This window comes from Pontibacter locisalis (genome assembly GCF_042684605.1).
Lineage (GTDB): Bacteria > Bacteroidota > Bacteroidia > Cytophagales > Hymenobacteraceae > Pontibacter > Pontibacter locisalis.
Genome location: NZ_JBHULU010000012.1, coordinates 255735 through 270173, shown reverse-complemented (window position 1 = coordinate 270173; position 14439 = coordinate 255735). Strand labels below are relative to the sequence as shown.

Here is a 14439-nt window from a genome sequence, read left to right as displayed (position 1 = left end):
TTTAGTTGTTGTGCAGTAAACTGATGGAGTACAGGAAAGGTTTTACACCTTACCGAACTCCCGCTGGTAAACCGGCTTGCGCATCCCAAACTGTAACCTCATGAGTGGGTAGAGCAGCAGGTCCAGCGGTTTAAGGCCTGTACTGAAATCAATAATATCGTGAATAACAGAACCCTTTCCTTCTTTAGTGACCAGATGTTTATGATGCCAGGAGCGCAGGGGAGGGGGGAGCACCTGACCTTCATCTATAAAAAATGCTCCGCTGTCAGTTATACTTCTCTCCACTATCAGGCTCGTCCACCGAAAGGATCTAAATCCGGCTTGCAGCTCTACATCCACTACATCTCCCGGCTCACTTCCATCAAAACGCAAAAGCTTTAATTTAGGAAAAGATGGGGACAGTTTTCGAAACAGCCGCTCATCAAAAGCTTCAAACACCTCTTTATAATCCCTAGCTACCTCTGTTTTTATGTGAATTTTCATATTCCTTTTAGAGCTTAACCCCACTTTCCCAGAATTGTTATTTTTTAACACAGCACCGCCTTTTTGCTGTACTTTTTAAACAGTTTACCATGTAACATATGATATATATAATAATGGTATATTATTTGATTTTAGGTTTTTGCTGCTGAATAGTTAGCAGCCTTTTAACCTAAACAAATAAAATTATGAAAAGGACTCTTTACTTACTTTTACTTTTAGCCTCATTTTTTTTCGGCAGCTGCACGAACAGAGCTATTTATACAAGTCCAGCTTTTCATGCGAAAACAAAGGATCATAAAACATTGGCAATTATCCCTTTCGAAACTATAATTAACCTACGGCCAAACCAAATGGAGCGCTTAGGACCAAAAAGACACAAAGAAATGGAGCAAAAGGAGGCTTTGGCTGTGCAAAACGCGCTTTACTCTTTCTTCTTAAAAGAAAAAGGCAAGGAAAACTTTGCCATAGATGTACAGGATATACATAAAACGAATACGTTGCTTTACCGGCACAATATTACCCAGGAAGACATAAAATCTTACACCTATGAAGAGCTTGCGGAGATATTAGGAGTAGATGCCATTATCAGTGGCACTCTTCAAACCGATAAACCACTTTCTGATGGTGCTGCACTTGCCATGGGACTACTTCTTGACACGTATGCTCTCCCAACAAATTCTGGAGCTGCTAGTATTGCCATAAACGATGGGCAAACAGGGGAACTGCTGTGGCGCTATCAGAAGTCTCTGGACCGTGGGCTCGGCAGCGATACCTACACCATCATCAGTGCTATAATACGCAAAGCCTCTAAAAAGCTTCCTTATGAGGAAAGGGAAGGATAAAAGAAGGGCTCCTGATCAGGAGCCCTTCTTTTTTTATCTATGATCTACATCTAGCTGAGCAGGTTATCAATATCCTCCTTTGTAAGGCTTTTGATAATGGTTTCATCTGTGCTGATGAGGTCTGTTACCAACTGAATCTTCCGGTTTTGCAAGGCTAGTATTTTTTCCTCTACAGTATCTTTTGTTATGAATTTGTAGGTGAAAACAGTATTCTGTTGCCCAATGCGGTGCGCCCGGTCTACAGCCTGTGCTTCTACCGCCGGATTCCACCAAGGATCAAGAATAAACACATAGTCTGCGGCCGTAAGGTTTAAGCCCACACCACCAGCTTTGAGTGAGATAAGGAATACCTGGATACTTTCATCATTTTGAAATCGCTCTACCTGTGCCTGCCGGTTTTTTGTATTACCATCAAGGTAAGTGTAAGCGATCTCCTTCTCATCTAACGCTTTCCGAATCAATTCCAGGTGCTTCACAAACTGACTGAAAATTAAAACTTTATGCCCTTTCCCTACCACATTTTTAGTCATGCGCATTACCTCCTTCAGCTTCCCGGATTCTCCCTCATAACCAGAATCAGTCATTAAAGGGTGATTGGCAATTTGGCGAAGCTTTGTAAGTCCCTGCAAGAGCATGAACTGCATATTCCCAGGGCCGTTTTCCTCCAGGCTTGTCAGAATCTTATTTCGGTAGTATGACTTGGTTTCTTCGTAGGCGTGCTCCTGTTCCTCTGTCATTTTACAGTAGGTGGTATGCTCGATCTTTTCTGGCAGCTCCCTGGCAACCTGAGACTTGTGCCTGCGAAGTATAAACGGCTTTATCAGAGCGTGTAGCTTACGTGTTTTCTGCTCATCCTTCTCTTTCTCGATAGGTTTAAGAAACTCATTTCGGAAGAAGTGCTGATTACCTAACAGCCCCGGATTTATGAACGACATCTGCGACCATAGATCCATAGTGCTGTTCTCTACTGGCGTACCGGTTAGTATAAGCCTGTGCCTTGACTTTAGCTCACGCACCGATTTAGAAGTATTGGAGTCCGGGTTTTTTATAGCCTGTGATTCGTCCAGGATGATATAGTCGAAATAATAGCTCTTAAGCATTTCGGCATCCAACCTTACAATTCCATAAGAAGTGAGCACTACATCATAATCTGCAAATAGGCTGACATCCTTTGAACGGTAGGTACCGGTGTAGTTTAAAACACGCAGGTCAGGTGTAAACTTCTGCGCCTCATTTATCCAGTTATACACGAGGGAAGTCGGCATCACCAGCAGGGAAGCAGACTCTGCACCATTTTCTTTGCGGTGCTGCAGCATTGCCAACGTCTGAACCGTTTTACCTAGTCCCATATCATCAGCCAGGCAACCACCAAACTTATAGTTCTGCACAAAATGCAGCCAGTTATATCCCGCCTTCTGATAAGGACGGAGTTCACCCTGGAAACCGGCCGGCAGCGGCTTATCCTCTATCATTTCAAATTCTCGCAGTTGCTCCAGCTTACGGCTCATAGTAACGGTAGCCAGATTCCCATTCTGCAGGTCGTTTACCAAAGCCATGTGGTGCTTCTTCAGGGTTAACTGGTGCTCACCCTCTGAGAAAGCAAAAAGCTCGATATATTGCGTGAACCACTCTTCCGGTATAATGGCAATCTGGCCATTCGGAAGCTGAAACTCATTATTTTTAGTTAGTATATAATTTTTAAGTTTGATAAAGGGTACCTCAAATTCTCCGAACCGGACAGTACCATAAATGTCAAACCAGTCATTCTTTTCAGAGATATCTACATCCAGGGTTATCTCACCGATGAAATAGTTCTTCCCGCTGCTCTTTCCTACACTATCCGCCTGCTTTACAGCAAATCCCAGCTGTTCCAGTTCCTGCAGATTACTATTCAACCAGCCGAATGCGTCGCTTTTATCAAGCACTACCTGCCCGTTCTTTACTTCCAGCCCCCGCTTGTTTAGTTCTTTGGCAAAATCCTTCTCATGATTCACATTCCGGATGAGCCTGTGAAAGACATATGATTCTGGCGTCTTTTCCATGCTAACACTGATGCGTTTCGCCTCCTGTGCCTGCACCAGGTGCTCTCCATATTTAAAAGAGAGTGTAAACAGTATTTTACTAGCTGCGCCGTTGCTATTCCCTTTTACTGCAGGAGCTTCTGTTGTAGCTATTTCCGAAAAATGGAGAAAAGGAGTAGGCTCATACTTTTCAGATTGTATGTCAAACCCCTTTGCATGCACATCAAAAGACTCCAGTAAAGGGGCCACAAATTTGCGATAGTAGTTCTCCTCTACTGAGCGTGGCACTACAATAAACTTTTTATTCAGGAATGGCTGTAGCTTCTTCCCGTCCACATCCTTTTCAAAGCTGTACACCACGTCATTTAACATGAGCCATGCGGGTTCATAGCAAATAAGGGCTGCGTTGCGGTACTGAAAATCCAGTTTCTGGCCGTTGTATTTGATAGTAGGGAAGTAATGGGTATTATCAGCATTTCGCATGAAGTGGAAAAGTACTGTAGCCTTTTCTGTAGCGATGTTAATTCGCTTCCAGGTCGGCTCCCCATCCTTACCCATAATGAAGGTCATCTTGTTGCACAGCAGGTCCAGTATCTTACCCATTCGCCCCTGTATGTAGTGGCTGATGCTATCTTGTAAGGTTTTGTCTCCTTTCTCCGGATCATAAACCTTCAGAAAGAAGTCTACAGGCGACTTTTTCTTCGGTGAGAAGCGCTTCAGAACGGCATCCTGTTGTATCTGATCAATAAGTTGAATCAGCTTAAAATCATTGGCATCCAAACGCGCAGCAAACTCATCTGCATTCTTCGCGGAAATATTCTGATGCTGCAGGGTAAGCTGCCCCTTGGAGTTTACCTGAACCACAAAAGACTCGAATAAGTATCCCAGGTACTCATGCTCGAATAAAGAATAAATTACCTGAAAAGGCTGCGTGGTATAAACTTTCATGCCAAAGACAGTTTTAGGACTTCAAATTTAGCCCTAAAACAATATAATTCCTATCAAAATAAAGGCTATTCGCCACTGTAAAGTACTATTACACTAAATCCTGTGGCGAAACAGGAGCTGAAGACTTTTGTTAGGAAATTAAATCCGCAAATGCAGATTTGCAGGGGGAGAAGTTTACAGGTTCTCCGTAACAGACATGGCAGCCGCTTTTCGTGCTGGCCTGATGGATACAAGCAGGGTGATTATGATAATGGCAACCCCTGTCAGCACAAAGTCTTCGACTTCCATCTTTACCGGGTATGCCTCCACGACTGATGTTGCCATTCCCATACTTACAAGGCCAAAGGTTTGTTGCAGGTTACAAATCAACATACCCAGTGTTAAGCCATAGGCTGCACCAATCAAGGCCACCAGAGCTCCCTCAAAAAGGAAAATGTTCCGAATTGTTTTAGCTGTGGCGCCCATGGAGGCAAGTATGGCAATATCTTTCTTCTTATCTATAACAAGCATTGAGAGGGAGAAGAAAATGTTGAGGGAAGCAATAAACAGGATGAAGGCAAAAGTAATGAACACAAATAGCTTCTCTACCTTAACAGCGCGCAAGAGACTGGTGTGCTGCTCATCGCTATTTTGAACTTTAAAACTATCACCCAAAACTTGTTTTAGGTCCTGTTTTACCTGCTCAATATTAAAGCCTTCTTCTACCTTTAGTTCAAGGGCAGTACGACGCCGGCCATACTCCAAAAGTTCTTCAGCAAAATTAAGTGGCACAAAAACATAGGCATCATCATATTGCCGTTCTATAGCAAAAACTCCTCCGGGCACAATATTTAAACTATTGAATGCCCCCTCCGGATTCAGTGGGTTGAACTTTGTATTGCGGGGGTAAAGGAACTGCAGCGGCACAAACTGGTTGTTTGGCCTTATTGAAAGTTGATACTGTACACCCCTCCCTATCAGGGCATGATAGGTGTCGTCTTTTTCTAGCTGAACGTCTCCCTCAACTATCGATTCAGCAATTTCATTCTGCTCAAAGAAGTTCTCGCTAACGCCTTTAACCTTTACCACCATCTGCCGGTCGTTGTAGCGCAAGAGGGCATTATCTTCAATTATCTCCGACACAACCGCCACACCTGGAGTGTTGCGTATCCGGTTCATGAACTCGGTATCTGTTTCAAAAGACTTGCCCTCTACGGCAGTGATCTTCAGGTCCGGATCAAAACTGGAATAGATTTCCCGGATCAGGTCTTCCAGACCATTAAAAACTGAAAGAACAATAATCAGGGCCGCAGAGCCAACAGCCACGCCTATCATGGCTATATTGGAAATAATACTAATGATGTTCCTCTTCTTTCTAGAGAAAAAATAACGCTTCGCTATTAGAAAAGGGACGTTCATTTAATTATAAAATAACACTGGTTTATGGTTAATTATTTCCATGCTTTTACAATCAAGCCTGTACCTGAAGCATGCTTTTGATTCACATCCATCCAGTTTAGCACTAAGCTGATCGGGAAAGTTACTAGGTAATAGAACGGCAGCACCAGGAAGAAAATTTTAGAGATGTTCAGCATCACCAGCGGGTACTTCATGGACAAACGCCAGGAGATTTGCCCAGGCTTACCATATGAATAACGAGCATCCACTCTTCTGAACCCGGCAAGCTTTAACTTATCCTGAATTTCCTGAATATTATAACCGTCCCGGACGTGCTCTTCTATAAAGGATTCTTCACCTGCGCCATGAACATCAGAGCCTCCCTGGTCAGATGGCGTAGAAATAACCAGCATTCCTCCGGAGCGCAGGGAAGCATGGAAATTTCGAAACACCTCTACATCCTCCAGAATATGCTCCATCACATCAACTGAAAGTATAAGATCATAATTATTAGGCTCTCGGTACTTTACCAGGTCTGCAATTTTGAATATTACATTATGGCGACCAATGGCACGGATAAAGCAGTTACTGTCAGATATCTGCTCTTCCTTAACATCTACTGCCTTTATGCTCCACTTGCTGCTCATCCCAGACAGGTAATAGGTATATTGCCCGAAGCCGGAACCGGCATCTAAAATATATTGCTCTTTGTTACGGCGGTTTGTTGCCCAATCGCGCAGCTCTTTGTGCACATGCCAGGTCCGCAATAACAGCAGGTCCAGTAAGTTGTAAAATACGCGGCGCAGAAAAGGGGTCTTGTTGAAAACATCACCAAGCACACGCTTTATAGGATCATACTGCATAAGGGTGAAAGAAGCTTAAGCTTTATTTAGTGTATGTGTCATCATCCTCGTCATCTTCACTTTCCGGTGGGATATCAAGGTTTGAAAAGATTCTATCCATGTTAGCGGCATATTCAGCACTATCATCGAGGTAAAACGCCAGCTCAGGTATAACCCGAACCTGGTTTTTGATGCGCTGAGCCAAATGATGACGAATTGTTTTACTGTTTAAACGAACCTCCAGCAACAGCTCCTGTGGATTTGGGGCCATCATAACGCTTAAGTAAGTGCGTGCCAAACCTAAATCCGGAGACACCCGCACTGTGCTTACTGATATAAAAGCGCCACCAAATAGATGCGGAACCTCACGCTGAAAGATATCCGCCAATTCTTTCTGAATCAGGCGCGAAAACTTCTGTTGTCTTTTACTTTCCATACGAAGATGCAAATATCATATTAATTTCGCATTTTTACCCCAAAAGCGCCTTACTCATTTCGGGCAGGGCCAGTTTATAGTTCCTTCTAACTCTGTCTTTACTTGATTAGTTACTTCCGAAGCATACTGCCTTCCCGACTGATCCTGCTGGTTATAATTTACCTGGGCATTCAGCTTCCGTTAATTCTTTGGGGAATACCTGCTACAGCGCCAGAATTATTGTACATGCTCATTGGAGAGCGACTGGCAGACGGGTTTGATATGTACAGCGGTGTGTATGATAATACAGCGCCTCTCTCGGCTATGCTCTTTTGGGCAATTGATTTATTGGCAGGCCGTTCATTCATAGCCTACAGGATCACAGCAATGCTGCTCCTGTTGTTACAGGCTCTCCTTTTTAACAGTACCCTGAACCGCCATAAGGTTTATGCAGGCAACAACTACCTCCCCGCCCTTTTGTACCTTATTTTGGGCAGCATTTCTTTTGAGTTTAACATGCTCACGCCGTTGCTTATAGGGAATACGTTTGTTATCATGTCTTTGCCTTACATTATAACCTTATCCCGGGAAGGCTTTGAAAATAACAGACTGTTTGTAGGAGGCTTTATGATTGGTTTAGCAGCTTTAAGCTACCTGCCGTTAGCAATATTTCTCCTTGTTGGCCTGTTTGCTGTTATCTTCTTTGCTTCAGGGACTTTTCGCAGCTTTTTACTGATGCTCTGTGGGTTTGCATTCCCATATGCCATGCTGATAACCTACTACTTCTATACAGGTGCTTTGTCGGAGTTTGTAAGCCTGCACCTGCTTCGCCCCTGGCAACTACAGGTAGACTTTCTGAGGCCGCCCGCAGACGTAGCTAAGTTAATGGCAATTCCAGCTGTTATTTTGTTATTATCGCTTTTTAGTGCTTCCTCTTTGCCACAGCGCCTCGTGTTTCAGGTAAAGTTTCAGCAACTGATGTGGGTGTGGCTGGTGACAAGCCTTCTCATTATTTTTACCCGTGAGGAAATTTCAGTGGCTACTTTTGTATTAGCGCTGCCTCCTATAGCGTACTTCAGCGAGTTCCTTTTTACCTCCGGATGGAAACCCTGGATTTTGAACACTACGTTTCTGGTGGCACTTGCCGGGGTACTTATTTTACGCTACAGAATGGTGCTTAGTATCAACCAGTTCCTGATGCTGGATGAGTCACCGCTGTTAGTTGAATCAGAAAACAAGATGCCTTCGCAAGGCAAAACTGTTCTGGTACTCGGAAATGACATAAGCTATTACATTCACAACAAACCAGCCACTCCTTACCTCAACTGGGAGCTTGCTAAACGACACTTCAGGCAGCTAGACGAGTACCAGGCCGTATATGAGGTCGAAAGGAACTTCAGCAAAGAAATGCCTGCTTATATTGTAGATAAAGAGAATCTAATGCCGGAGCTTAGTTATAAGCTCCCAGGAATCTTCGACAGGTATGAACCTGCAGAGAACCCCAACATGTACAGGTTAAAAGAAAGATAGCCGCTTAACAGGCGGCTATCTTGTTTACTCTGTTCAGGTGGCGACCACCTTCAAAGTCTGTTTGCAGGAATGTCCTGAGCATTTCTCTTGCCACATCTTCCGACACGAAGCGAGCAGGAATGCAGAGTACATTCGCATTATTATGCTCCCTTGCCAGCTTTGCCAGTTCAGGTGTCCAGCAGAGAGCGGCACGAACTTCTTGGTATTTGTTTGCTGTCATTGCAACACCATTCCCGCTTCCACAGATAAGTATACCAAAATCAGCATCCTTGTTAACAACTGCTTTAGCAAGAGGGTGTACGTGATCAGGATAATCTACAGAAGCCTCTGAATCAGGACCGAAATCCTGTATCTCGTGCCCAAGCTCCTCCAGTACTTCCTTCAGCATTCTTTTATAGGTAAAGCCCGCATGGTCTCCGCCTATTGCTATTTTAAGTGCCATTATCTTGTATTTTCTTCGTTTAAACGCTTCAAGTCTTTGTTACGGATCGACCTGGAAATTCTGATGCTAGCCTCATACAGCAACATCAGAGGCATTGAAATTAACAACTGGCTTATTACATCAGGAGGTGTAATGATAGCACCTACTACCAAAATAACAACAAATGCATGCCTGCGATAAAGTTTCATGGTTTCAGGTGTGACCAGGCCCGCCTTTGTCAGGAAGAACACGATCACAGGCATTTCAAACATGAAAGCACAGGCCAGGCACAGGGTCGTCAGTGTAGATATATACGATGAAAGGTCAAATTCATTAACGATTGTTGGATCTACCTGGTAGCCTGCCAGAAAATTTATAGAGATCGGAGAAACAACATAGTAGCCGAACAGTAGACCTAACGCAAACAGTACTGACACAAAAAACACAGCTCCCTGTGAATTTTTACGCTCCTGCGGGTAAAGCCCCGGTCTAACAAAACGCCATATTTCCCAGAAGGCGTAGGGGAAAGCCGCAGCCAGACCAAGAATTGCTGATACCAGCAAGTGCATGGTAAACTGTCCGCTCATCTGACGGCTTTGTATCGTAAAACCCATTTGGTCTATACACAACACATCAGAACCTATTTTTTGCCCCACCTCGCACATCACCCTGTAACTCAGGAAGTCAGTACGTGACGGTGCCAGGATGATATCGTGAAATACAAAACCCTTGGCCAGAAAGGCAATTATTCCGAAGATGAAGATAGAGGCTAATGCTCTTATAACATGCCACCTTAGCTCCTCCAGGTGGTCCACAAAGGACATTTCCTGGGGCTGCTCTTCATCCATATATGGTTGATCCATCAAAAGTGGCTCCTATTATTTTTACTAGTAAGCGAAAAGCGGATACTCCTGCATCCATTTATTTATTTCCTTGCGCACATCACCAATCGTGGTATCGTTGTCGTGGTTAGTCAACACCTGGTCGATCAAACCTACGATGCGGCCCATATCCGTATCCTTTAAACCACGCGTTGTAATTGCTGCCGTACCTATCCGCATTCCTGATGTCACAAAAGGAGACTTATCATCGAAAGGCACCATGTTTTTATTGATAGTAATATCAGCCTTCACCAGTGTATTCTCTGCCAGTTTACCTGTGATCCCCTTAGAACGCAGATCTATCAGCATCATGTGGTTATCAGTACCTCCTGAAATGATGTTATACCCTAAATCGACAAATGATTTTGCCATGGCTTGTGCATTTTGCTGCACTTGTTTAACATAGCCCAGGTAATCGTCAGTTAGCGCTTCATAGTATGCTACCGCCTTCGCTGCGATCACGTGTTCTAATGGTCCGCCTTGTGTACCCGGAAATACAGCACCGTCCAGCACAGAAGACATCATACGCGTTTCTCCTTTAGGAGTCTTCAAGCCAAATGGATTTTCAAAATCCTTACCCATCATGATCATACCTCCACGTGGTCCGCGAAGTGTTTTGTGTGTAGTAGTGGTTACGATGTGGCAATGCTCAAATGGGTCGTTCAACAAACCACGTGCTATCAGGCCAGATGGATGAGAGATATCTGCTAGCAACAAAGCTCCTACTTCATCCGCAGCTTCACGCAATTTCTTGTAATCCCAGTCGCGACTGTAGGCAGAGGCACCGCAGATTATAAGTTTAGGCTGCTCACGACGAGCCGTCTCCACTATCTTATCGAAATCGATCAGACCTGTTTCCTGCTCAACACCATAGAAAGATGGATTATACAGTTTTCCGGAGAAGTTAACTGTAGAGCCATGTGTTAAGTGACCTCCATGAGACAAGTCAAAGCCAAGAATCTTATCTCCTGGCTGAAGCACTGCCAGCATAACAGCAGCATTTGCCTGAGCACCAGAGTGAGGCTGTACGTTAACCCACTCCACACCGAATAACTCTTTTGCACGGTCTATAGCTAATTGCTCAGACTTGTCAACAATCTCACAACCTCCGTAGTAACGTTTGCCGGGTAAGCCTTCGGCATATTTATTTGTCATAACGCTACCCATGGCTTGCATTACCTGATCAGAAACAAAATTCTCTGAGGCGATCAGTTCAATACCATGTGTTTGGCGTGCTTTCTCTTGTGCTATAAGGTCAAATATCGCTGTATCTTTCTGCATCACTTATTTTTGGTTATTAGGGCTCAAAATTAAAGCTTGCACCGGAATAAACCAATGTTTCAGAAGTTTATATACGGGAGGGGAAGCTGAAGCAGATTTAGGCTTGTGTAATTAAAGTCTAGGCCCTATTATGCAAAAAGCAAAGGCTGCAGCAGTTCTTCTGCTGTCAGCCTTTGCTTAAAGATTTTAATTGAAGCCTAACGCTTTATGACTTTTTGGGTATAGGTGTTACCCTCTGTTTGAACTGTAAGAAAATAAACCCCATTCTGCAGAGGCGTACTTAGCCGGATACTATGCTGGGATGCACCGGCAGATGCACTATAAACCTGTTTGCCTAAATGATTCGTCAGCACAACCTGGCAGGAGTAGTTTGTTGGCAGAATTACTGTCAACTCATTAATGAAAGGATTCGGGTAAACTGCGAAGGCACCTTCATTCTGAATTTCCACTGATCTGATAATAGAATAATTGATGGTGCCGTCCAAATCCTGCTGTGCAAGGCGATAAAAGCGTGTACCGGTTCCATGGTAGTTGTCATGCAGGAAAGCATAGGATTGAGCACCGGTCTTATTGGGGGAACCTGCCTCAACAAATCCTACTTTCTCAAAAGATTTCCCATCTTTAGACAGCTGTATTTCAAATCCTCTATTCTCCAGTTCCCAGGCAGTCTGCCATGTTAATAACACTTCGTTCCCTTTTGTTTCGGCTTTAAACCAAACCAGGTCAACCGGCAAAGGGTTAAATCTGTTACTAAGGGTGTAACGACCAAAAATACCTTTGTCAGTGTTCTGCACGGCAAGAGGCCTTGAAGGAGCGGTTGCACTTTTTACTTTGTCAAAGTCTCCATCCACTACCTCTCTCACAAGTTCATAGTCACTGATTGTCTGTGGTTGCAGTTCCGTGTTTAGGAAAGAAAACTCCATCTTCAGGTCAAGGTCCGTAACGTCGCCGCTTACGTGTTTTACTTCATAGTAGCGAGGCACGCTATAGTTTCCATTCCCTTGGCGGGGAAAGCCAGTCACTCGTTCAACTCTAATCTCACCAGGATTCATGCTACTACTGATCGCATTGAGTCCTATACCTCCGAAGGTCGCACCAGCGGATGTAATAGGGCGCTGTGTAGCTACTCTCCCTTTGATATAGGAAGCGTCTGTTTCGCCTGAAAGTGTAGCTGTCGGATCCAAAGTTACCAGGTTATAAAAAGATAAGTCTGTGCCGGTTCCGGTATTCAAATTACTATTGTTAAGGGTCAAGGAATTTTGAACCCTTATGTTGTTTGTAAGAGTAGTTCCTTGTGTTCCGGAGGCTGTAAGGTTATTAAAGGTAGTCGCAACTGTACCCCCGATTTGCTGTGGTGTAGTCCCATTCATAACGACAGAGGAAGTCCCTGGAACAAATGTGCCATTGTTTGTCCAGTTACCTCCAACCGTATGGGTAAAGGAGCCTGCCTCAAATGTAGCTGGATTGTTGATTGTTAGGTTACCAGTTGCTGTCACCCCACGTATCGAACTCTTTGTTCCTGTCCCATTCATTGTAAGGTGGTGGAATTGCGTAGCAGAGGTGCCTTTTATCTCCTGCGAAGTTGCTCCGTTTAGGTTAATAGTAGAGTTGCCAGCCGTAAAAGTTGAATTATTGATCCAGTTTCCGCCTACTGAATGAGTTAGGGAGGAGCTCCCGCCCTGAAAGTTAGCTGTATTATTAATTGTTAAATTTTCTGCTACACTTAATGCTCCTACAGGCGTTTTATTTCCACCCCCACTTAATATCAGGTTCTTGTATGGAATAAATGACATGACTGTTTGATCTCCAGCGCCATTGTACTCAATGGTAGTACCAGGATCAAAGTAATAAACAAAAAAAGCTTGCCCATTGCCACCAATAGTATAATCGATGGCATTCGAAATCTTCAGATGTCCATCCTTTATAATTCTTAGTATTGGCTGATGATTTGCAGTAGCCCCCATCGTAAAACCTAATTTTATATCCACAACCTCTAGTACACTCTCAATTGTTAATTGGCTTCCACTAGTGTTTCCACTCCCTTCTTTTAGGCTTATGGACTTACACTTAGCACTTGAACTACCGTTACCTACTGTTACCACCGTACCGGCGGCAACAGTTACATCATTGCTTGCCCCAGGATAATGAATTCCTTCCACTAAAATATTATCTAGTGGAGCAACTTTCCCCCATGTAGCTGCACTCCTCCAGTTACCACTTACAGACGAAGTGAAGGTCTGTGCAAATCCTGTAACTGAAAAGGAGAGTATCAGGGCAGTAAGTGCAACTGACATAAATGGAAATTTCCGGCTTGGTCGTCGTTGCGGGTTCTTTAAAGAATAATAGAGTTTGTTGTTAGTACCTGAGTAAAAGTGTTTCATATATCTTCAGCAGCTAAAAATTAATTTAATTTTTATTGAAAAAACACAAACAATCCACAGCGAATTGTATTGCCTATTTCATAGTAAAAACAACTTTATTCCTACTGCTCTAGAAAATCTCCTAACCTTTTACCCTCAAATTGAATCACAGCAGGCACAAGCACTATATTACCTATATAATATACTATTTACTTTGAATATAGTTTCGGCGTTATATAGAAGTATATAAATAATACAATTAATTATAAGACACCTTATCTATTAACTACCATTAAAAAAAGGAGAGGAAATTGGAGAAGGCTAGCTTTTTCTTGCTACAGTGTAAGGTCGGTCTTCATTTGGCTGCACAAACAGCTCTTGTGAGTCAAGGTCAAGAGCTACAAGATTACCGTAAGCAGCATTGCGATAGTATACACATCCGGCATCAAGGTTTATTTTATCCTCTTTATGCCCGGCGGCTTTTTTTATACTATGGAGGGCAGTGGGGGTATGGCCATGCAGCAGGCGCTTGTTATCCAGAGAATCCCAGTTCACTTTGTAGTTCCGGATGTTCATCATAGCATCCGTGTCTTTGAAAATATTTTGTTGTTTAAAGTCAAAGCCAGCGTGAACCAGGTAATAGTCTGGTAATTCAAAGTAGTAGGGAAGGCTTTTGATAAATTGAACATACTTCTTTGGCAGATGATCGAAGCCTTTGATATCAAAGCTTTGCAGCACGAGTTCTTTCTCATCTGACGTAAGGTTGAGCGCCTTTTCGCCTTTTTTAGAAGCATCCAACAGCATTTGGTCGTGGTTGCCGCGCAAACACTGAACCTGGTACTCTTGTTTCTGGAGATGCAGGATATGATCGATAACGCCTTTACTTTCCGGACCCTTATTAACAAGGTCCCCTAGAATATAGAGTTCATCTGTTTTTTTAAGCTTTAGTTGCTCATGCAGGATAGATTTCATTGTACGGGCACAGCCATGAATGTCTGTGAGGGCGTATCGGGCCATTTTGCTTAAAGTTGCTATTAG

At 43.6% G+C, this 14439-nt stretch carries 12 protein-coding genes; 2 read left to right on the top strand and 10 right to left on the bottom strand.

Going from position 1 to position 14439, the window contains the following annotated elements; translation table 11 throughout:
* Positions 1-42: 42 nt before the first annotated feature.
* A complete protein-coding gene (locus ACFSRY_RS09260) occupies positions 43-483 on the bottom strand; it encodes an SRPBCC family protein (protein WP_377505841.1) in 441 nt (146 codons plus the stop codon).
* A 185-nt stretch (positions 484-668) separates the two neighbouring features.
* On the opposite strand from ACFSRY_RS09260, the gene ACFSRY_RS09255 reads away from it, so the two are divergent.
* A complete protein-coding gene (locus tag ACFSRY_RS09255; protein ID WP_377505838.1) occupies positions 669-1325 on the top strand; it encodes a hypothetical protein in 657 nt (218 codons plus the stop codon).
* Positions 1326-1375: 50 nt separating this feature from the next.
* Here ACFSRY_RS09255 and ACFSRY_RS09250 read toward each other — a convergent pair whose 3' ends face one another.
* The 4 genes from ACFSRY_RS09250 to ACFSRY_RS09235 all read right to left on the bottom strand — a co-directional run bounded on the left by ACFSRY_RS09250 (position 1376) and on the right by ACFSRY_RS09235 (position 6949).
* Positions 1376-4294, bottom strand: a complete 2919-nt coding sequence (locus ACFSRY_RS09250) for a DEAD/DEAH box helicase (RefSeq protein WP_377505834.1) — start codon at positions 4292-4294, stop codon at positions 1376-1378.
* 174 nt (positions 4295-4468) lie between these two features.
* Positions 4469-5692: an ABC transporter permease gene (locus ACFSRY_RS09245; protein ID WP_377505831.1), complete on the bottom strand. Its 1224-nt coding sequence runs from the start codon at positions 5690-5692 to the stop codon at positions 4469-4471.
* Between the two features lie 32 nt (positions 5693-5724).
* Positions 5725-6534: a class I SAM-dependent methyltransferase gene (locus tag ACFSRY_RS09240; RefSeq protein WP_377505828.1), complete on the bottom strand. Its 810-nt coding sequence runs from the start codon at positions 6532-6534 to the stop codon at positions 5725-5727.
* A gap of 22 nt (positions 6535-6556) precedes the next feature.
* Positions 6557-6949 carry a ribosome-binding factor A gene (locus ACFSRY_RS09235; protein ID WP_377505825.1) on the bottom strand — a complete coding sequence of 131 codons (393 nt, stop codon included), beginning with the start codon at positions 6947-6949 and terminating at the stop codon, positions 6557-6559.
* A 102-nt stretch (positions 6950-7051) separates the two neighbouring features.
* On the opposite strand from ACFSRY_RS09235, the gene ACFSRY_RS09230 reads away from it, so the two are divergent.
* Positions 7052-8458: a hypothetical protein gene (locus tag ACFSRY_RS09230; protein WP_377505822.1), complete on the top strand. Its 1407-nt coding sequence runs from the start codon at positions 7052-7054 to the stop codon at positions 8456-8458.
* Positions 8459-8462: 4 nt separating this feature from the next.
* On the opposite strand, the gene rpiB is transcribed toward ACFSRY_RS09230, so the two are convergent.
* The 5 genes from rpiB to ACFSRY_RS09205 form a co-directional block, all read right to left on the bottom strand.
* On the bottom strand, positions 8463-8900 hold the full coding sequence (gene rpiB / locus ACFSRY_RS09225) for a ribose 5-phosphate isomerase B (RefSeq protein WP_377505819.1): 438 nt from the start codon (positions 8898-8900) through the stop codon (positions 8463-8465).
* On the bottom strand, positions 8900-9742 hold the full coding sequence (tatC, locus tag ACFSRY_RS09220) for a twin-arginine translocase subunit TatC (RefSeq protein ID WP_377505816.1): 843 nt from the start codon (positions 9740-9742) through the stop codon (positions 8900-8902). The genes rpiB and tatC overlap by 1 nt, the downstream gene beginning before the upstream one ends.
* Positions 9743-9766: 24 nt before the next feature.
* Positions 9767-11041 carry a serine hydroxymethyltransferase gene (glyA, locus tag ACFSRY_RS09215; RefSeq protein WP_377505813.1) on the bottom strand — a complete coding sequence of 425 codons (1275 nt, stop codon included), beginning with the start codon at positions 11039-11041 and terminating at the stop codon, positions 9767-9769.
* 197 nt (positions 11042-11238) lie between these two features.
* A complete protein-coding gene (locus tag ACFSRY_RS09210) occupies positions 11239-13335 on the bottom strand; it encodes a T9SS type A sorting domain-containing protein (protein WP_377505810.1) in 2097 nt (698 codons plus the stop codon).
* Positions 13336-13722: 387 nt separating this feature from the next.
* Positions 13723-14418 carry a metallophosphoesterase gene (locus tag ACFSRY_RS09205; RefSeq protein ID WP_377505807.1) on the bottom strand — a complete coding sequence of 232 codons (696 nt, stop codon included), beginning with the start codon at positions 14416-14418 and terminating at the stop codon, positions 13723-13725.
* Positions 14419-14439: the final 21 nt, after the last annotated feature.

Coding starts and splice junctions, on each gene's coding strand:
- rpiB (WP_377505819.1), bottom strand. CDS start 8,900: ATGGCACTTAAAATAGCAATAGGCGGAGACCATGCGGGCTTTACCTAT.
- ACFSRY_RS09255 (WP_377505838.1), top strand. CDS start 669: ATGAAAAGGACTCTTTACTTACTTTTACTTTTAGCCTCATTTTTTTTC.
- ACFSRY_RS09240 (WP_377505828.1), bottom strand. CDS start 6,534: ATGCAGTATGATCCTATAAAGCGTGTGCTTGGTGATGTTTTCAACAAG.
- ACFSRY_RS09205 (WP_377505807.1), bottom strand. CDS start 14,418: ATGGCCCGATACGCCCTCACAGACATTCATGGCTGTGCCCGTACAATG.
- ACFSRY_RS09260 (WP_377505841.1), bottom strand. CDS start 483: ATGAAAATTCACATAAAAACAGAGGTAGCTAGGGATTATAAAGAGGTG.
- ACFSRY_RS09250 (WP_377505834.1), bottom strand. CDS start 4,294: ATGAAAGTTTATACCACGCAGCCTTTTCAGGTAATTTATTCTTTATTC.
- ACFSRY_RS09210 (WP_377505810.1), bottom strand. CDS start 13,335: ATGTCAGTTGCACTTACTGCCCTGATACTCTCCTTTTCAGTTACAGGA.
- tatC (WP_377505816.1), bottom strand. CDS start 9,742: ATGGATCAACCATATATGGATGAAGAGCAGCCCCAGGAAATGTCCTTT.
- ACFSRY_RS09235 (WP_377505825.1), bottom strand. CDS start 6,949: ATGGAAAGTAAAAGACAACAGAAGTTTTCGCGCCTGATTCAGAAAGAA.
- glyA (WP_377505813.1), bottom strand. CDS start 11,041: ATGCAGAAAGATACAGCGATATTTGACCTTATAGCACAAGAGAAAGCA.
- ACFSRY_RS09245 (WP_377505831.1), bottom strand. CDS start 5,692: ATGAACGTCCCTTTTCTAATAGCGAAGCGTTATTTTTTCTCTAGAAAG.